Source organism: Microbacterium phoenicis (assembly GCF_047302325.1).
Taxonomy (GTDB): Bacteria; Actinomycetota; Actinomycetes; order Actinomycetales; family Microbacteriaceae; genus Microbacterium.
The window spans coordinates 368,392-386,289 of the sequence record NZ_CP154849.1; the positions used below are offsets into that span (position 1 = coordinate 368,392).

General features: G+C 69.1%; 15 protein-coding genes and 1 tRNA gene. 9 read left to right on the plus strand and 7 right to left on the minus strand.

Annotation, left to right across the window (positions count from 1 at the left end; all coding sequences use genetic code 11):
• Positions 1-63: 63 nt before the first annotated feature.
• On the plus strand, positions 64-1,209 hold the full coding sequence (locus ABCU91_RS01770; protein WP_413354553.1) for an ROK family protein: 1,146 nt from the start codon (positions 64-66) through the stop codon (positions 1,207-1,209).
• Positions 1,210-1,263: 54 nt separating this feature from the next.
• The gene (gene nagB, locus ABCU91_RS01775; protein WP_413354554.1) at positions 1,264-2,019 is read left to right on the plus strand and encodes a glucosamine-6-phosphate deaminase; all 756 of its coding nucleotides are present in this window, start codon (positions 1,264-1,266) and stop codon (positions 2,017-2,019) included.
• A gap of 24 nt (positions 2,020-2,043) precedes the next feature.
• Here the strand turns inward: nagB and ABCU91_RS01780 are convergent, their stop codons facing one another.
• On the minus strand, positions 2,044-3,852 hold the full coding sequence (locus ABCU91_RS01780; protein ID WP_406923212.1) for a BCCT family transporter: 1,809 nt from the start codon (positions 3,850-3,852) through the stop codon (positions 2,044-2,046).
• Positions 3,853-3,868: 16 nt separating this feature from the next.
• Entirely contained in the window at positions 3,869-4,387 is a 519-nt protein-coding gene (locus tag ABCU91_RS01785) for a MarR family winged helix-turn-helix transcriptional regulator (protein ID WP_406923211.1), read from the minus strand.
• Between the two features lie 144 nt (positions 4,388-4,531).
• Between ABCU91_RS01785 and ABCU91_RS01790 the strand changes: the two genes are divergently transcribed.
• A complete protein-coding gene (locus ABCU91_RS01790) occupies positions 4,532-4,999 on the plus strand; it encodes a hypothetical protein (RefSeq protein WP_413354555.1) in 468 nt (155 codons plus the stop codon).
• Between the two features lie 6 nt (positions 5,000-5,005).
• On the opposite strand, the gene dcd is transcribed toward ABCU91_RS01790, so the two are convergent.
• Together dcd and ABCU91_RS01800 are read right to left on the minus strand one after the other, a co-directional pair.
• The gene (dcd, locus tag ABCU91_RS01795; RefSeq protein WP_064002633.1) at positions 5,006-5,611 is read right to left on the minus strand and encodes a dCTP deaminase; all 606 of its coding nucleotides are present in this window, start codon (positions 5,609-5,611) and stop codon (positions 5,006-5,008) included.
• A gap of 114 nt (positions 5,612-5,725) precedes the next feature.
• Positions 5,726-7,747 carry a beta-galactosidase gene (locus ABCU91_RS01800; protein WP_413354556.1) on the minus strand — a complete coding sequence of 674 codons (2,022 nt, stop codon included), beginning with the start codon at positions 7,745-7,747 and terminating at the stop codon, positions 5,726-5,728.
• Positions 7,748-7,807: 60 nt separating this feature from the next.
• Here ABCU91_RS01800 and ABCU91_RS01805 point away from each other — a divergent pair, with 60 nt between their 5' ends.
• The gene (locus tag ABCU91_RS01805) at positions 7,808-8,398 is read left to right on the plus strand and encodes a TetR/AcrR family transcriptional regulator (RefSeq protein ID WP_413354557.1); all 591 of its coding nucleotides are present in this window, start codon (positions 7,808-7,810) and stop codon (positions 8,396-8,398) included.
• On the opposite strand, the gene ABCU91_RS01810 is transcribed toward ABCU91_RS01805, so the two are convergent.
• Both ABCU91_RS01810 and ABCU91_RS01815 read right to left on the minus strand, forming a co-directional pair.
• Positions 8,382-9,431, minus strand: a complete 1,050-nt coding sequence (locus ABCU91_RS01810) for a zinc-dependent alcohol dehydrogenase family protein (RefSeq protein ID WP_413354558.1) — start codon at positions 9,429-9,431, stop codon at positions 8,382-8,384. The two genes, ABCU91_RS01805 and ABCU91_RS01810, sit on opposite strands and share 17 nt — an antisense overlap.
• 19 nt (positions 9,432-9,450) lie before the next feature.
• Positions 9,451-10,335 carry a LysR family transcriptional regulator gene (locus ABCU91_RS01815; RefSeq protein WP_413354559.1) on the minus strand — a complete coding sequence of 295 codons (885 nt, stop codon included), beginning with the start codon at positions 10,333-10,335 and terminating at the stop codon, positions 9,451-9,453.
• 51 nt (positions 10,336-10,386) lie between these two features.
• Between ABCU91_RS01815 and ABCU91_RS01820 the strand changes: the two genes are divergently transcribed.
• The 5 genes from ABCU91_RS01820 to ABCU91_RS01840 all read left to right on the plus strand — a co-directional run bounded on the left by ABCU91_RS01820 (position 10,387) and on the right by ABCU91_RS01840 (position 13,628).
• Positions 10,387-11,577, plus strand: a complete 1,191-nt coding sequence (locus ABCU91_RS01820) for an MFS transporter (RefSeq protein WP_413354560.1) — start codon at positions 10,387-10,389, stop codon at positions 11,575-11,577.
• Positions 11,578-11,605: 28 nt separating this feature from the next.
• Positions 11,606-11,974, plus strand: coding sequence for a hypothetical protein (locus ABCU91_RS01825; RefSeq protein ID WP_406923204.1), 369 nt, complete (start codon positions 11,606-11,608; stop codon positions 11,972-11,974).
• 62 nt (positions 11,975-12,036) lie between these two features.
• Positions 12,037-12,110, plus strand: a tRNA-Gly gene (locus ABCU91_RS01830).
• Between the two features lie 539 nt (positions 12,111-12,649).
• On the plus strand, positions 12,650-13,174 hold the full coding sequence (locus tag ABCU91_RS01835) for an ImmA/IrrE family metallo-endopeptidase (RefSeq protein ID WP_413354561.1): 525 nt from the start codon (positions 12,650-12,652) through the stop codon (positions 13,172-13,174).
• Positions 13,167-13,628, plus strand: a complete 462-nt coding sequence (locus tag ABCU91_RS01840) for a hypothetical protein (RefSeq protein WP_413354562.1) — start codon at positions 13,167-13,169, stop codon at positions 13,626-13,628. The genes ABCU91_RS01835 and ABCU91_RS01840 overlap by 8 nt, the downstream gene beginning before the upstream one ends.
• Here ABCU91_RS01840 and ABCU91_RS01845 read toward each other — a convergent pair.
• Complete coding sequence (locus tag ABCU91_RS01845; protein WP_413354563.1) at positions 13,625-17,836, minus strand: AAA domain-containing protein; 4,212 nt, start codon at positions 17,834-17,836, stop codon at positions 13,625-13,627. The genes ABCU91_RS01840 and ABCU91_RS01845 overlap by 4 nt on opposite strands.
• Positions 17,837-17,898: the final 62 nt, after the last annotated feature.

The following is a 17,898-nucleotide window of genomic DNA, read 5'->3' on the forward strand; positions in this document are numbered from 1 at the left end:
TTGCGGGAGCGGCATCCGTCTGCTTTTATCTCAGAGTAAGACGAAAAGAGCGTCAGGGGAATAATGGGCGGCGAACGCGCGGCGAGCAGGGGCACGGCGACCAACGCCGACGTCACCCGCATCAACCGCACCGCCATCCTCGACGCCCTGCAGGCGGGTGGCGCTCTCACCCGCGCGGAGCTCATCGAGGCGACCGGGCTCGCCTCGGCAACGGTCCACCGCCTGTGCGCACGGATGGTCGCCGACGGGCTCCTCGCCGTCGAGCGCGACGCCGGCGGTGTCGGTCGCCCGACGCACCGCTACCGGCCGCTCGGTGAGGCGCGCACCGTCGTCGCCCTCGACGTCACCGCCACCGTCGCCCGCGGAGCGCTCATCGACCTGAACGGCGACATCCGCCACGAGGCCCGCGAATCCCTCCGCGGTGAGGACGGGATACAGTCGGCATCCTCTCGCCTCGAGGGCATCGGCCGGCTCGCGGACAGGCTCATACGCACAGCCGCCGAGCTCGGGACGCCTGCGCAGGGCATCGGAATGTCGGTTCCCGGCGTCGTCGACCCGGACGGGACCGTCAGCGACTCGGTCGAGCTCGACTGGCACGGCGTCGCCGTCCGCGACCTGATGCACCGGCGCACGGGGCTTCCCGTCGTCGTCGAGAACGACGCCAACGCCGTCACCATCGGCGAGTGGACCCGCGGCGCCGGGCAGGGCACCGGAGACCTCGCCGCCCTCGTCTTCGGGGTCGGCGTGGGCGCCGGGATCGTGTCGGGCGACCGCCTCGTGCGCGGAGCGGGCTCCGCGGCGGGCGAGATCGGCTACCTCCTCACCGATCCGACGGGGTTCGCGCAGAACCCGAGGACGGGCGGAGATCTCGAGACGCGCGTGCTCGCGCTCGGCGCCGGGGCGGACGACGACGCCTCGACGATGGCCGTCCTCGACCAGGGGGACGACCCGCGAGCCGAGCAGCTGCTCGACCACATCGCGATGTCGGTCGCCGCGCTCGCCGTGATCCTCGACTGCCGCGTCGTGATCCTCGCCGGACGCCTGCCGCGGCGCACGGACCGGCTCATCGACGGCGTCTCGGAGCGCCTGGCCGGCCGGATCCCCCGCCCTCCCACCCTGGTCGTCGGGGCGCTCGGCGAGGACGCGGCGCTCGTAGGGGTCGGCCAGCTCACCATCGAGCACGTGCAGGGAGCGGTCTACCTTGCCTGAGATCCGGTAACCGAACCGCGGCGCGCTCGCCCCCTCTCTCCGAAAGGTGCTCTCGTGAGGATCCTGCTCTCCCCCGATGCCGCCGGCGCTGGTGCCGCCGCCGCCGCGGTGATCGCCTCGTCGATCGGCGACCGCGCCGCGCCGGTGCTCGGCGTCGCGACCGGATCGAGCCCGCAGCCGCTCTACCGGGCGCTCGCCGACCGCGTGCGGGCCGGCCTCGACCTCGCGCGCGCGACGGCGTTCGCGCTCGACGAGTACGTCGGCCTGCCGGTCGACCACCCCGAGAGCTACCACTCCGTCATCGCCCGCGAGGTGATCGGCCCCCTCGGCCTCGACCCCTCCCGCGTGCACATCCCCGAGGGAGTCTCCGCCGACCCCGTCGCCGCAGCGGCGCGCTACGAGGCGGCGATCACTGCAGCCGGCGGCGTCGACCTGCAGATCCTCGGGATCGGGGCGAACGGGCACATCGGGTTCAACGAACCCGGCTCCTCGCCCGACTCCCGCACGCGCGTCGTCGATCTCGCTCCGCGGACCGTCGCCGACAACAGCCGGTTCTTCGACGGCGACGCCGGCCTCGTGCCGACCCGGGCGTTGACGCAGGGCATCGGGACGATCCTCGAGGCACGCGAGATCGTCCTCATCGCGTGGGGCGAGTCGAAGGCCGACGCCGTGGCGCACGCTGTCGAGGGTCCGCAGACGGCGGAGCTCCCGGCATCCTTCCTGCAGCGCCACGACCGCGTCACGCTCGTCCTCGACGCCGCGGCCGCCTCGAGGCTGAGCTCCGCCTCGCTCCCCGTCGAATCCTGGTGATCCCCAGGAGGGTCACTCGGCCTGCTACGGGGCGTCTTCGCTGCCGCCTCGCCGCGCTTTGACCGGGATGGCCCGCCGCACGAACGCCGGCAGGCTGAGACCCCGCTCGTTCGGCTCCTCGACCTCGAGACCGTAGTGATCGCCGATGTCGGCGACGAACCGCCGGCGTTCGGCACGCGCGTACGCCGCCCGCTCGCGCTGGAACGCCAGCACCGTCGACCAGCACATCAACAGCATGACGACCGAGAACGGCAGGGCGATGAGGATGGCGGCCGTCTGCAGCGCCTCGAGGCCTCCCGCGAGGAGGAGGGCGCTGGCCAGAACGGCGGTCAGCGCGACGAAGAATACGCGCACCCAGCGCTTCGGCTCGGGATTGCCACCCGAGGCGATCATGCCCATGACGAGCGCGCCCGAGTCGGCCGACGTCACGAAGAACACAGCGATGAGGATGATCGCGCCGAACGTGAGGATGGTTCCGCCCGGCAGGTAGGAGAACAGCTGGAAGAGCGCACCCTGCAGGTCGACCTCGCCGTCGGCGCCCAGCATCGAACCGGGATCGTTCGTCTCCTTCAGGATCGCCGAGCCGCCGAGCACGGCGAACCAGAGGACACCCACCAGTGTCGGAACGAGCAGCACACCGGCGACGAATTGGCGGACGGTGCGCCCCTTGCTCACGCGGGCAATGAAGATGCCGACGAAGGGCGCCCACGAGATCCACCAGCCCCAGTAGAACGAGGTCCATGCCGCCTGCCACTCCTCGCCTTCGGTGCCCTGAAAAGCACTGACGGTGAAGGAGAGCCCGACGAAGTTCTGGATGTAGGCGCCGATCGACTGCACCCACTCCCGCAGGAGGTACTCGGTGCTGCCGAAGAACAGCAGGAAGAGCAGGAGGAGGCCCGCGAGGATGAGGTTGAGGCTCGAGAGCCACTTCATGCCCTTGGTCACCCCCGAGATCACCGACATGAGGACGAACACCGAGATGACGAAGATGAGGATGATCTCGGTGAACTCGTTGAGTTCCGGCATCCCTGCAGCCGTCAATCCGGACCCGATCTGCGTCACACCCAGGCCGAGGGACGTCGCGACGCCGAAGAGGGTCCCGACGAGGGCGACCGCGTCGATGACGTTCCCGGCAGCGCCGTGAACCCGCTTGCCGAGCAGCGGCTCGAGCGCCCACCGGATGGAGATGGGTCGCTTGCGGCGGTGGATCGCATAGGCGAGCGCCACACCGACGACGACGTACATCGCCCACGCCTGAACACCCCAGTGGAGGTAGGTCTGAGTGAGGGCCGCGCTCGCGAGCTGTGCATTGTTGCCCTCGACCCCGGGGCGCGGGGTGACGAAGTGGCTGAGCGGCTCGCTCACGCCGTAGAAGACGAGACCGATGCCCATCCCCGCGGCGAAGAGGAGGGAGAACCATGCCCCCGTCGAGAATTCGGGCTCGTCATCGTCGCGACCGAGCTTGATGTCACCGAACCGACTGAAGCCGATGAAGATCGCGAACGCGACGAAGAACGCGGCGATGAGCACGTAGTACCAGTTGAAGGCATTGACGATCGTCGTCTGCACCCCGCCGAAGAACGCCTCGGCCTGTGCAGGGAGCAGGATGGCGAACAGGCTGAAGCCGACGATCAGCACCGCCGCGGGCCAGAACACCCAGGGGGCGATAGCCCGCGTGAACCCCGCGGGGCTCGTTCCTCCTGACGCATCGGGGACGACGGGCGTCGAGGCGGACGGCTGGTCTGCTTCCCCGGAGGACTGCTGCTGCTCGGTGCTCACCGTTCCAGGGTGACATCGGACGCCGATCCGCTCACCTTCTTGCGCGCGGGCCATAGGCCGGGTTAGTACCTCAATCGCGGGGCCAGGATGCCGCGAGTTTGCCCAGCAGCCGGACGAGCTCCGCGCGCTCCTCGTCCGTGAAGTCGGCCAGCGCGCGGGAGAGCCGCTCGCGGCGCTCGCCTCGGAAGTCCCCGGCACGGCGCCGCCCCTCGGAGGTCAGCGCGATGCGCGTGCGCCGCGCATCGTCGGGGTCGGCCTCACGAGCGGCGAGCCCGAGTTCGACGGCCTGTTGCACGAGCCGCGATGCGCGCGGCTGGTCGACGCCGATCGCGTCGGCGATCTCGCTCACCGAGAGCGGGTGCTCGGCGTGGACCAGGGCGTCGAGCAGACGGATGCGGGCGGGTGCGCCCGCAAGGCGCGCGCCGGGACCGAAGCCGCGCTCGCCGCGCATCCACGGCGGCGGCCCGCCGTCCGAGTGCGGGCCGCGGGCGTGAGGCCCGCCGGGGTGATGCCGATGCGGCCCGCCGCGTCCGCGCATCTGTGCGAAGGCCGCGAGGAGGGCGTCGAGGTCGCCGGTGGGATCGGTCACGCTTCGACGATACCGGCAGCGACGGCATCCATGTCACTTGACATGTACCGCAGATGCATGTCACACTGCATGTACTTGCAGATTGACATGCAATGGTCATCGCGGAACGTCCGCCGGTGACACGACGTCCCGGAAGGACACCTCATGAACACCTCATCCAACGACACCCTCGGATACCGCCTCAAGCTCGTTCACCGCCTCGTGGCGCGCGAGCTCCACGCGCAGGCCGCGCAGGCCGGGCCCGACGCGCGGCGCGACGACATCGTCGCCGCCGTGCAGGCCCGGGTCTCCGCCGCCGTCCCCGAGGACGACTACGACACCCTGCTCCGCTCGCTCGACGCGATCGCGCGGGAACTCGGCTGGGATGACTCGCAGCCGATGCCGGCCCGTCCCGGACGCGGCCACCGTCGCGGCGGCTTCGGTCCGCGCCACGGGTTCGGCCCGCACCGCGGCCACGGCTTCGGTCACCACGACCGGCACAGCGAGCACGGTCGCGGCTGCGGCCACCGGCACGGTCACGGCGAGCAGCGCGGCTTCGCGCAGCATCCCGCCGTCGCCGAGGCCTTCGAGCGCGGCTTCACCCGCGGCTACGAGCAGGCGCAGCGCGACTGAGCGCGGTCAGTTCCCCTTTGCACCGGCGTCGGTCGTCCCGACGTCGGTGCGGTGAAAGTTCTGGAACGAGCGGGATGCCGTCGGCCCCCGCTGCCCCTGGTACCGGTTCTTGTACGAGCCGGTGCCGTAGGGGTTCTCGGCCGGCGAGGTCAGGCGGAAGAAGCAGAACTGTCCGATCTTCATGCCCGGCCACAGCTTGATCGGCAGGGTCGCGACGTTCGCGAGCTCTAGCGTCACATGCCCCGAGAAGCCAGGATCGATGAACCCGGCCGTCGAGTGCGTGATGAGACCGAGGCGGCCGAGCGAGCTCTTTCCCTCGAGGCGCGCGGCGACGTCGTCGGGCAGCGTGATCTGCTCGAAGGTCGCGCCGAGCGCGAACTCGCCGGGGTGCAGGATGAACGGCTCGTCGGGCGCGACCTCGATCAGCCGGGTCAGCTCGGGCTGATCCTCAGCCGGGTCGATGAACGGGTACTTGTGGTTGTCGAACAGCCGGAAGTACCGGTCGAGCCGCACGTCGACGCTCGACGGCTGGACCATCGCCGGGTCCCACGGGTCGAGGCCGATGCGGCCGCCGTCGATCTCGAGTCGGATATCGCGGTCGCTGAGCAGCACGCGGCCAGCCTACTGGCCGCCGAACGGCCAGTCAGCACGTGACCGAGGGCAGCACCCGGCCCGCCTCCCGGCCGACCGGGCAGCACGCGCCCAGCCTCACGGCCGCCTCGCGACTCAGCGCGCGACGCGGACCACCACCACGCTGCGCGGCGCGACGACGACACCGGATGCCGCGGCCGCACCCACGAGCACGTCGCCGACCACCGGCGCCGCGACCTCCTCGTCGGTGCGGTTCGAGAGGAAGACGTAGCGCGCCTCACCGTCGCCGCGCTCGATGACGTCGAGCCGGCCGTCCGCCGACCGCGGGTCGCCGGCGAGCGCCTCGAGCCCGAGCCCCGCGAGCACCGCGCGGACGCCGTCGCGACCGATGTCGGCCGACACGTACGTCGCGCTGCCACCGGCCGCGAGGGTCCGCCGCGTCACCGCCGGCGCACCGGCGAGGTCACCCTCGGCGTAGGTGTCGAGCACCTCGACGTCGTCGCCGACGTGGACGATCCGCTCGGTCCAGCCGTGCGCCGCGGCGCCGGAGGACAGTGCGATGCGCTCCCCGGGGAGCAGCGGCACGAACTCCTCGACGAGGACGCCGAGCAGCTCGCGCAGCGCGCCGGGGTATCCGCCGAGCCAGACGCGATCGTTCTCGTCGACGATGCCCGAGAAGGAGGTCGTGACGAGGTGGCCACCGGCATCCGCGTACAACGTCAGACGTGCCCGCAGGTCCTCGGGCACGACGTGCAGCATCGGCGCGATGAGCACCTCGTACCCGTCGAACGCCGCACCGACCGGGATGACGTCGGCGCGGACGCCGAGGTCGAGGAGGGACCGGTACCAGGCGAGGGTCTCGACGTCGTAGGCGGGCGAGTCCGACGGGTGGGCGTCGCGCCCGCTGACCCACCACGACTCGTAGTCGAAGACGATCGCGACGCGCGCGGCCTCGCGCCGGGAGCCGTGCACCGGCGAGAGGTCGCGGAGCGCTTCGCCGAGGGCGACGACGTCGCGGAACACGCGGCTGTGCTCACCGGCGTGCGGCACCATGCCCGAGTGGTACCGCTCACCGCCGGCGCGCGACTGCCGCCACTGGAAGTAGCAGACCGCATCGGCGCCGTGCCCGACGTGCGTGAGCGCATCGCGCAGGAGCTCGCCGGAGCGCTTGGGCGGGTTCACCTCGCGCCAGTTCACGGCGCTCGTCGCGTGCTCCATAAGGAACCACGGCAGGCCCCCGGCGATGTTGCCGGTCAGGTTCGCCCAGAACGAGAGGTCGTCGCGGCCGAGCTCGCCGGGTCGCAGGTAGTGGTCGTTCGAGACGAAGTCGACGTCGCCCACCCACGACGGGTAGTCGATGTCGCGGACGTTCTGCGCGACCATGAAGTTCGTCGTCCGCGGGATGTCGGGCGTCACCTCGGCGAGCACGGCCGCCTCGGCGCGCAGGTGGTCGCGGACGGCATCCGAGGAGAACCGCTCGAAGTCGAGCTGCTGCCCGGGGTTGCGGATCGTGGGCGCGGAGCGCGGCGGCAGGATCTCGTCCCACTCCTCGTAGTGCTGCGACCAGAAGGCCGTGCCCCACGCGTCGTTGAGCGCCTCGATCGTGCCGTAGCGGGCTTCGAGCCAGACCCGGAACGCGCGCGCGGCGTCGTCGGAGTAGTCGTAGAGGTTGTGGCACCCGAGCTCGTTGGAGATGTGCCACGCGACGACGGCGGGGTGGTCGCCGTAGCGCTCGGCGAGCGCGCGGACCAGGCGCAGCGCGTACTCGCGGAAGACCGGCGACGTCGGCCGCCAGTGCTGGCGGGCACCGGGCCAGAGGATCGTCCCGTCGACGGTCTGCGGCAGGATCTCGGGATGCCGCCGGGCCATCCATGACGGCGGCGACGCCGTCGCGGTCGCGAGGTCCACGTCGATGCCGTTCGCGTGCAGCAGCTCGATGATCTCGTCGAGCCACGTGAAGTCGAACTCGCCGGGACGCGGTTCGAGGAGGCCCCACGAGAAGATGCCGAGCGAGACGATGTTCACGCCCGCCTCGCGCATGAGCCGGATGTCGTCGTCCCACACGTCGCGAGGCCACTGCTCGGGGTTGTAGTCGGCGCCGTAGCGCATGGTCCCGGGCTCCTGCGAGCCGTCCTTCACCCAGCGATAGTTCTGCACACGACCACGCTAGCCCAAAAACGTGCAGGTGCACGGTTTCACGTGATCTACTGTTCGACTATGACCGATGCACCGGCCCGCGGACCGTACGCGAAGTCCGCCGCGCGGCGCAGCGAGATCATCGCGACGGCGACGGCCGTCTTCGGGGCGCACGGGTACCGGGGCGGATCGCTGCGCCAGATCGCGAAGCAGCTCGACCTCGGGCTCACGACCGTCATGCACCACTTCCCCACGAAGGTGTCGCTGCTCGCGGCCGTCCTCTCGCAGGAGGATGCCGCCGACACGGACTTCCTCGAGCGCTCCGCCCGGGACGGCTTCATCCCGACGGTGCTGACAATCGTCGAGCGGAACATCGCGCGACGCGAACTCGTGCGCATGTTCACCGTCGTGCAGGCCGAGGCGACGCACGCCGACCACGAGGCGCACGAGTGGCTGCGGCAGCGCTACGCGTCGGTCATCCCCGACTACCGCGACGCGATCGAGCACGACCGTGCGGCCGGACGGTTGACCACGACGGAAGACGCCACCATGCTCGCCGACCTCGTGATCGGGACGTGGGAGGGCATCCAGGTGCGCTGGCTCGCCGACGGCACCGACCCCGTCGCGGCGATGCGCGTCGCGCTGGACGCTCTGCTCACACCCCGACAGTGAGCCGCGGGTCGATCATCGTCATCCCCGCGGGCGACGCGGAGTCCATGACCGGCAGCAGCTCGGCGGCCCGCTCGAGCGACACGGTCCGCTCGATGAGGTCCTGCGGGCGGAGTGCGCCGCGGGCGATGAGCTCCATCATCCCGGGGTAGTCCTCGGCCGCCATGCCGTGACTGCCGAGCAGGTCGAGTTCCCACGCGATGGCGCGTGCCAGCGGTGCTGGAGTGAGACCGGATGCCGAGGGCAGCAGCCCGACCTGCACGTGCCGTCCCCGGCGGCGCAGGCTGTGGATGGCATCCGCGCAGGTCTGTTCGCTGCCGACGGCGTCGATCGACACGTGGGCGCCGCCGCCCGTGACCGCGTGGACGGCCTCGGGCACGTCACGCCCGTCCGCGACGATGACCTCGTCCGCGCCGAGCGTGCGGGCGACGTCGAGCGCCGCGGCCGAGCGGTCGACCGCGACGACCTTCGCGCCGAGCGCCTTCGCGATCATGACCGCGCTGAGGCCGACCCCGCCTGCCCCGACGATCACGACCCACTCCCCCGCGGACAGCTGCGCACGGGCGGTGAGCGCACGGTAGGCGGTGGCGAAGCGGCATCCGAGTGCGGCGGCAGCGGCGAACGAGATCGACGCCGGCACGGCGACGAGGTTTCGGTCGGCGGCGTGGAGGGCGACCCGCTCGGCGAACGATCCCCAGTGGGTGAAGCCGGGCTGCTGCTGGTCGGGGCACACCTGCGCATTGCCGCTGCGGCACCACTCGCACCGGCCGCATCCGCAGACGAAGGGCACGGTGGCCCGGTCGCCGACCGACCAGTTCTCGACGCCCGCGCCGAGCTCGACGACGACGCCCGCGAGCTCGTGCCCGGGAACGTGGGGAAGGGCGATGTCGTCGTGTCCGACCCAGGCGTGCCAGTCGCTGCGGCAGAGACCCGTCGCGTGCACCTCGATGACGGCCCCGCCCTCGGGGGCGACCGGATCGGGGACCTCGGTGACGACGAGGGGTCCTGCGATCTGTTCCATCACCATCGCGCGCATGCTCCGATTCTGCCGGGCTCTAGGACCTGGTGAGCTCGCGGAGCACGGTGATGACGTCGTCGACCGCGGGCGGACGGGGGCCTGCCCGGAAGACCACACCCATGTCGCGCGCGGCGCGCGGATCGTCGATGGTCCGCTGCACGCACCCGTCGAGCGGATGCGGCACCTCCGGCCCGATGGCGATGCCGAGCCCCGCGGCGACGAGTCCGTGCAGGGTGCGCAGGTCGTCGCCCTCGAAGGCGATGTCGAGCGGCACGCCCTCGGCGGCGAAAAGCTGCTCCAGTGTGCGGCGCAGCCCGTACCCCGGCTTGAGCGTGACGTGCGTCTCACCGACGACGTCCGTGAGCGAGACCCGCGCGGCCGTCGCGAGCCGGTGCCCCTCGGGGACCACGACGACGAGCGGCTCGTCGTAGAGGTGGAGCGTTTCTCCGGAGGGATGCGTCGCGGCGGCCCCCGAGACGATCGCGAGGTCGGTTCTTCCGGAGTCGAGTTCGGCGAGACAGGCGTCGCGCGCGCCCTGCCACAGCTGCACCCGGATGTCGGGGCGCTCCTCGCGCAGCCGCCGGACGAGCCGCGGGACGAGGTGCTCGCCGAGCGAATTCTGGAACGCGAGCCCGACGGTCGACCGGGCGTCGTCGAGAGAGTCGAGCGCGTCCTGCGCCGCACGGAGGGCGACGCGGACGCCGGGCAGCATGCGACGAGCGGCGTCGGTGAGTCGGATGCCGCGGCCGTCCCGCGCGACCAGCGCGACGCCGAGCCGCGACTCGAGCTGGCGGAGCGCACGGCTCACGGTCGGCTGCGGCACCCCGAGCGCCTCGGCCGCACGGGTGACGTGCTCGTCCTCACCCAGTGCGTCGAGCAGTGGGAGGTGCGGCAGCAGGTCCACGAGGCGATCGTGACTCATGCACGAACGCTATCGCTTCACGCACATAGGTATTGGATCTGAATGCGATGCGTGCCTACCGTGGAGCGTGTGACGACCGTCGGCATCCCTCCCCTCACCGCGTCGCCCCGTCGGCTCGGCGCGGCGATGTGGACGACGGGCATCGCGACGTTCGGGGTGCTCTACGCACCGCAGGGCCTGCTCACGGGCATCGCCGAGACGTACCGGCTGACCGCGGCCGACGCGTCGTGGGTCGTGTCAGCCGCGACGCTCGGGCTCGCCCTGGCGATCCTGCCGTGGGCGCTCGCTGCCGACCGCTTCGGACGGAGACGGATGCTGCGCGTCGCCGCCGTGACTGCGGCGGTCATCGCCGTCGCATCGCCTCTGCTGCCGGGGTTCGCCGGGCTGCTGGTGGGAAGATTCCTGCTCGGCGCGGCGCTCGGCGGCATCCCGGCTCTCGCGGTCGCCTATCTGCACGAGGCCGCAGGTCCGCAGCGCGCGGGGGTCGCTGCAGGAGCGTACGTCGCCGCGACGAGCGTCGGCGGGCTCGCGGGGCGGCTCGTCGCGGCGCCGGTGGGCGAGGTCGTCGGATGGCGGCTGTCGCTGGAGCTGCTCGGCACCCTCGCGGCGGCACTGACGGTGCTGTTCGCGGTCCTGTTGCCGCCGACTGAGGAGCACCGGCCGATGCCGGTGGCACGCAGTCTGCGCGTCCTCGGGCGCCAGGCCGTGAACCCGCGCGCACTCCCGCTGTACGCGATCGGCGCGATGGTCGTCGGGGCGATGGTCGCGGTCTTCAATGCGCTGGGCTTCCGCCTCGAAGCCGCGCCGTACTTCCTGTCGGCGACGGCTGTCTCGCTCGTGTTCCTGACGTACCTGTCGGGCACCGTGACCTCACGTTTGTCCAGCGCGCTCGTCCAGCGCTTCGGGACCCGGATGCCGCTGGTCGCCGCCGGCGCTGCGATGGCCGTCGGCGCCGTCATCACCCTCGCGTCGCCGGTGGTCGTCATCGTGCTCGGAGTCCTGCTCATCACGGCGGGCATGTTCCTGGCCCACGCGACGGCGAACGCCGCAACCGCGCGAGCCGGTGGCTCGGGCCGACAGCACGCGGTGGCGCTGTACAGCGTCGCGTACTACGTCGGGTCGAGCGCGATCGGGACGATCGGCGCGGCGGCATGGACGGCCGGCGGGTGGATGGCGCTGGCCGGGCTCGTCGCTGGGCTCGGCTTGCTGGTGGTGGGCGCTTCCGTCAAGGTGCGGGACTAACGTCTCCGCGCTCGATACAGTGCGATGCATGGACAACTACGGGGGTTACGCCGGGCTTGGCGCCGGGGTCATCATTTTCGGGATCATCCTCTACATCGGCTTCTTCGCTCTGGCGATCTGGATCGGGTACCTCATCCAGCGCACCGCGGTGAAGAACGGCATGCTCCGCGCGATGCAGGAGAGCGGCATGATCTTCGCTCCGCGGCCGGGTGCGCCCTATCCGGGGGGCGGGCAGCCCGGGGCTCAGCCGCCCTACCCCGGAGGCGGACACCCCGGAGCTCAGCCGCCGTACCCTGGTCAGCCCCCAGTCGGAGGTCAGCCCCCGGTGGGGGGTCAGCCCCCGGTTCCGCCGCAGACGCCTCCGCAGGCTCCGCCGGCGCCCCCCACGAACGACTGATCGCTGCGACGGGCGGACGCCTCGGAGCCTTGCTAGGCTTACGAGGCGCCTCCGGGCGCAGTGGGGCTGTAGTTCAATGGCAGAACATCTGCTTCCCAAGCAGATAGCGCGGGTTCGATTCCCGTCAGCCCCTCCAATTGTGACTTCTCTGTCAGTTCCAGACCCACTCCAGACATTCCAGACATAGTTCGGACTGGTTACCGCCCGACGGCGTCACGGTGCGACGCCTCGGGGGCATCATCAGGGCGGGCACGCTCAGGCGATTACGCCCGCCTCTGCGAGCCACTGCGGCACAGCCCCCCGGTCCCACGCGGCATGGTCTCCTTGAGCGACGGCCGTGATTTCGGGTTCGAGGCGGTCGAGAACTACCCCCGAATCCAGATCCCGAAGCCACGTCGCGAAGGCCGCTCGATGCTCGTCTCCGTGCTGTTCAGTCAGCATCTCGATGAGGTCGCGGCGAAGACTCTCCCCGCTCATTCGCCGCACCATGCGCTCGCCGGCCGAGGACGCGCCTGCTGCGTTCCACGCTGACTCCACGTCAAAATTGCCCGCAGAGGTGTCGAGGTGCGGTGGAATCATCCGCCGCGCCGGAGCGGGGACCGGTGTCCGATGTGACGAGTATCGTCAGAATCGGCGATAGTAGGGGTCGCGCTTGTCGAAGCAAAGGGGGCTCACGTGCTGGTGAAGGATGCTGCCCAGAAGGCAGCTGCGAAGGTTCTCGAGCAGTACTGGGACGGGACGCTTCCCGTTGATCCGGTGGCGATAGCCGAGAAGCTCGACATCGACGTTTCTTTCGTCGAGTTCGAAGACCCTGAGCTGTCGGGCGCTATCACGGCTACTGCAGGCAACGTGAAGATCTTTCTGTCGGACAAGGAACGGTTCGAGCGCCAGCTCTTCACGTGTGCGCACGAAATCGGCCACTTCATGGAGCGCGCCGAAGCGCAGGACGATAACTACACGTTCAAAGAGAGCGAAGCGGAGCTACAGGCAGCCCGCGGGCGCGGCTGGGACCTCCACGAGTTCTACGCTGACGAGTTCGCCGGGAACCTGTTGATGCCGACGCCCCGGGTGAAAGAGCTGTACGAGGAGAACGTCAGCGTCTCGGAGATGGCGGACATCTTCTCTGTGACTCGAGCCGCAATTCACACTCGCCTTGACCGACTGAAGCGTGAGAACGTCTTGAAGCCCCGCTATGCCTGACCAGAGCAACGACCCAGGAGATCGTCCCGCTGACCAGCTGAAGGGCGTGGACATACCTGCGCGGGCGGTAGTGATCCGCGGTTCGGCCGCGGCAACCGCGTATGACCGCCGGATGCGTGAAGCGCAGGTTTCCAGCGAAGAGACGCGGAACGCCATCGAGGAAGAGCACCTCAATAAGCTGAGGCAGCAGCAGCGCCAACGACGCACGTTCTTCGTCTGGGCGATGTTCGCGATCTCCGCGGTCCTGGTCGCCTCAGCCATCTTCATGACCGCATACATGCTGGTGAAGGGCAACCAGACCGAACCGGCGGTCATCATCGCTTGGCTCTCCTCCGGGCTCGTGGAGACCCTCGGACTGGGCTACATCATCGCGAACTATCTGTTCGAACAGAGCGGCAACCAGTCCCCCGAGAAGAAGAAGAAGAACGGTGGGCGCGGGAAATCCCGCAACTAAACACCCGCCCAGCGCACCTCAACGCCTACATCGTGGACGACGCCGCGCTCCTGCCAACTGAGCACAGCGTCGCGGGTCTGGTCACAGAACACCCCGACGAAATCCTTGAGCAGACCGCTTGAACGAAGCACCTTGAGGTCGGAGCCGAGGTACGAGACCAACTCTCGCGAGGCGAATACCACCAGCTTCGCTTTCGCTCGGGTCGCGAGGACGTTGAATCTGTTCAGGTTGAGCAGGAACTCCGCCTCCTCAGCGATGGTGTCGGGGTCTCCGACCGCGTAGCTGGCGACGATGACGTCGCGTTCCTGTCCCTGAAATCGCTCCACCGTGTCAACGGCGCCGGCGATCCACTCCGGGAGGCGCGCGTCGCTACCAGGAACTGCGAATGTACGTACCAGTGTGTCCACGATGCGGGCACGCTGCGCACGGTGCGGGGTCACAACACCGACCGCCTCATTCCAGAAGTACTCGTCCGTCAGGGGCACGTGCGTTCCGTCGACACCGGCAAAGAGGGTCTTGCGGTACCAGATCACGAGCGCAGCGACCTGCTCGACTTCGAATTGATTCCATTGCCCCGAGACACCTTCATCGTAGGTCACGCAGACAACGGGTAGCTGCGGGTCCGCGATGCGTGCGACCTCGTCCGAATAGGGAATGGCGTCTGGCCAGTCCTCACGCCCGTCCGCTTCGCTCGCGTAAGCGATCCGACGGTCAGGGCGGATCGCTTGCAGCTGAGCCGGGTAGCCGGCCCGGCGGGCAAGATCAACGATGCTGGTGTTCGACCGATAGTTGTTGTGAAGTTCCACGGCGGGCACTCCGTGACCGACGGCAAAGAAGTCGTAAATCGACCCGACCATCGCTTCCAGGCCGAGCGGGGGTTCACCGTGCCGGATGGGCGGGAGTTGCAGCGGGTCGCCGGCGACGATGACGGTGGCACCGTCGGCAACTCCCTCAAGGGCGAGGAGCGCCCGAGGGACGTCCAGCGCGCCGGCCTCGTCGATGATGAGCACATCGAACAGCCCGATGTTCTGCTTGGAGCGGCTCAACTTGATGAGTTTCGTCAATTGTTGGGTGAGGCCGGCAACCACGGTCGACTCACCGCGACGCAACCGCTGATAGAGGGGTCGCAGAGTTGCGCTGTCCGCGGCCGTAGAAACGACGTGCCGCGCGGGTAGCCACGCCGGCGGTGTCGATGCGGCGCTCAGCAGGCGGTAGAACTCCACCGCCCCGGTGTACGAGTTGATCTCCTCGAGTATGGGCTGCGTGACGTTGTCCATGGCGGAGTTGGTATTCGCGGTGACCGCGATCCGCAGCGGGCGAGCGCTGGCCTCGGCGAGGAGGCCCGCCAGGATGGCGCGGACAGTCTGCGTCTTACCTGTGCCGGGAGGCCCCCAGATCAGGGTCAGCCGCCGGGACAGTGCGGCTTCCCATGCGCGCTGCTGACTGTCGTCTAGGCGGTGACGCTGGTCGATCTGCGCGCGAAGGGCTGGGAGGTCGCGGGTGACAGGCGTGGTGGCCGTGTTGGTCGGGGTCCATAGAAAGTGTTCGGCGGGGTGGGCTGCGGTGGTCCGCGGCCGCCTGGCTGAGCCCAGCGCCTGCTGAATGCGCGGATCGCGCGCCGCTGACGGCGGTGTCCCGATGGCCTTGATGGCTTCGCTCAGTGGTTTACTGAGAAAATCCTTGCTTGTCTCGTCCAACACGAGGTCTCGATCCAGGTTCACGAGCCCCGCACCTAGAATCGCATTGCGCAGGTCCGCGTCCCACGCCGTCAGTTCGACGGCGATGAGCCGAGCACGCCGGTCGATGCCACGAATCGTGACGCCGAAAATGTCCCCCATCCTCGTCCGCCAGGCTGCTTCGCTGAGAAGCGTGGTCTCGCCTTCGCGAGTGAGGAAGGCGCCGACGCTCGTGTCTGCGAGATGGACAAGTTCGGCGGGCAGCATCGTCCACGTGAAGTCGCCCTCCTTGCCCTTGAACTCAGTGGAGTCGAGCGAAAGGACGTAAACGTCTGGGGCACCTGGTATGCCGGCGTCTGCGAGCCACTGCTCGGCTTCGGCGACGGGCGCGCGCTCAAGGAGATGGGCCGCGAGGAACTTCGCTTCCCGCTCATCCAACGGCAGTGCACGGTTCAGTGACACTTCGATGGTCGTGAGAGCCGCTTCCAACCTGGTGTGCGCGTAAAGGAGCGCCCCGAGGTGGCTGGACGCGCTGAGGTCCTCCGGCGGCTGAAGCTGGCGGATGCTGGGCGCGGATCGCGGCAGTCTCCCGCGCAACAGGGTGGTGAGGTGGTCGGTGACGTTGGAGAGGGCAGCGAGCTTAGAGTTGACGGTCTGCTGCAGGTCGCGGGAGAGCTGCGCAGGTGTCTGCCGGCCTGAGACGTGACGGTTCTGCCACATCTGGTGCGCTCGCTCGGGCGGGATCTGATCTGAGAACGGGTCCGTCCAGAACGTCGGGGTTCGGAACTCCGCGTTCGGGGTAGTGCCCCGGTGGAACCGGCGTGCGGTGTCCAAGAGGTTGTAGTTGTGAGCCAGGTTGAGGGATACCAGCCCTCGAACTGCGTCTTTCACCACACTGACGGCGGGCGTCGAGGTGATGCGGGCGTTGCCGACCACCTCGGCCGGCGGGAACAACCACGCCAGGCGGGACAGGTTGCTGCCGAGGATGCGGGGTAGGTGTCGGGATATGACCCGGGTGAGATGGTCGAGGGTGAGCTGGTCCCACACGTAGACCTGGAAGGGGGCGTTGCGGTCGATGGCCTCGGCCTGGCGAAGAATACTGTCGATCTCGCCGAGCAGCGCCGAGACTGCCTGCCACTCTTCATCGGTGGTTCGGGCTCGTGTGTAGTGCAACCGCATCCTGGGGAATGTCGGTTTCGGCTCGTCCTTGGACATCCACGCGTAGGTGAGACCGAAGGCAAAGGTGATGGCGCTACCGGGATCGAAATCGGCGGTGATGTAAATGCGCAGCTTCGCGTACGAGGGGATCGCCGCTGTCGAGGCGGAGGCGACGTCGACTGGCTCGACTTCGTCACCTCGAAGCGCGCGAGCGCGCGTGCTCAGGACTGCACGCTGCGCGCGCAACCGGTGATGGGCGCTGTACGTGGGGTCTTCTGGGTCCAGGTCGGCAACCGCGCCCACATCTGCGTGGCCGTGGTCCTTGAGTACCTTCAGCGACCCTCGCGAAAGGTAGGGCAGTCGAGAAAGGTGCTGCTGCGCGCGAGCGACTGGCAGGCAGTGTGCGGGGTCCCAGTCAGAGGCTTGGTCGCCAGGTTCGTCACGGAACCGCTGGCCGAGGTTCTCGCAACCCTGGCATGCGGGCGTGACAGACCAAGGGATTTCATCGAACGGGGTGGCGAGTAGTCGCGGAATCACCTGACGGAGTAGGCGGAGCACCTCGGCGACGAAAATGCGGAGCGGTGCGAGTTCTAGCAGCGCGTGAAGGGCCTCGTACCGCCCCTCCGTGACGCCTGTCGCGATGAGTTCAGCGAAGGTGGTTGTCGTCTCACTGCCCGGCCACACCGCCGCGTCAGCACTGACCGCGAACCGGTCGTCGAGGTGGTTCTCCTGTAACCATGCGGCCAGGGCGAGGGAGTAGTACGCGAGTTCCGAGAAATAACGAGGGCCGGGCTCACTGGTCAGTTTCACGTCGATGACGCGCAGGACCAATCGGCCATCCGCGGCGTCGGCACGGACGAGCGCACCCGTCGCCGTCAAGAGCTCGCGACCTGCTTGCGGCGCGAGCACTTCGATAATGTCGGGCCTCGCGTCGCTGAAGTCCAGCGGCATCTCCCGACCTTCCACATCCACATCCGCCAGGCCATGGATGTCGCGGAACGTCTGAGTTGCGACAGGGAAGGACGTTTCGATGAAGAAGTCGCCGGCACGCACCGGGCCACTCAAATGCGGTCGAAGCTCGCTCTTCGCAAACTGGAGTCGCTCGGCCGGCGGGCTGCCGGTAAGAGTTCGTGGCCCGCCCATCAAGCGCGCCTCGCCAAACGCGACTTCCAGCTCGCGGACCTTCGCTTCACCCCATTCATTGCCGGCCGCCGTCATCTCCCGGAGCACCGGGCGCACCTGCGGACGGACGATCCCGAAGCGGTCCCGCTCCCGCTGATGGCGGCTGGTTTGCGGGTGCAGATCGATCCGCAACTGTTTTTCGCACCCCGTCGATGCGAAATCGACGAACGCCGTCTTGTCTATGCGTGGCATGGTCCCCCCATGGCTCAGCTGAACTGAGCGTCAAGGCACTCTAACCGGGCGAGACGCGCCTG

Bases quoted from the DNA above. Each gene is read 5' to 3' on its own strand.
- ABCU91_RS01790 (WP_413354555.1), top strand. From the start codon at position 4,532: ATGAACACCTCATCCAACGACACCCTCGGATACCGCCTCAAGCTCGTT.
- ABCU91_RS01805 (WP_413354557.1), top strand. From the start codon at position 7,808: ATGACCGATGCACCGGCCCGCGGACCGTACGCGAAGTCCGCCGCGCGG.
- ABCU91_RS01810 (WP_413354558.1), bottom strand. From the start codon at position 9,431: ATGCGCGCGATGGTGATGGAACAGATCGCAGGACCCCTCGTCGTCACC.
- ABCU91_RS01825 (WP_406923204.1), top strand. From the start codon at position 11,606: ATGGACAACTACGGGGGTTACGCCGGGCTTGGCGCCGGGGTCATCATT.
- ABCU91_RS01770 (WP_413354553.1), top strand. From the start codon at position 64: ATGGGCGGCGAACGCGCGGCGAGCAGGGGCACGGCGACCAACGCCGAC.
- ABCU91_RS01780 (WP_406923212.1), bottom strand. From the start codon at position 3,852: ATGGCCCGCGCGCAAGAAGGTGAGCGGATCGGCGTCCGATGTCACCCT.
- ABCU91_RS01815 (WP_413354559.1), bottom strand. From the start codon at position 10,335: ATGAGTCACGATCGCCTCGTGGACCTGCTGCCGCACCTCCCACTGCTC.
- ABCU91_RS01840 (WP_413354562.1), top strand. From the start codon at position 13,167: ATGCCTGACCAGAGCAACGACCCAGGAGATCGTCCCGCTGACCAGCTG.
- ABCU91_RS01845 (WP_413354563.1), bottom strand. From the start codon at position 17,836: ATGCCACGCATAGACAAGACGGCGTTCGTCGATTTCGCATCGACGGGG.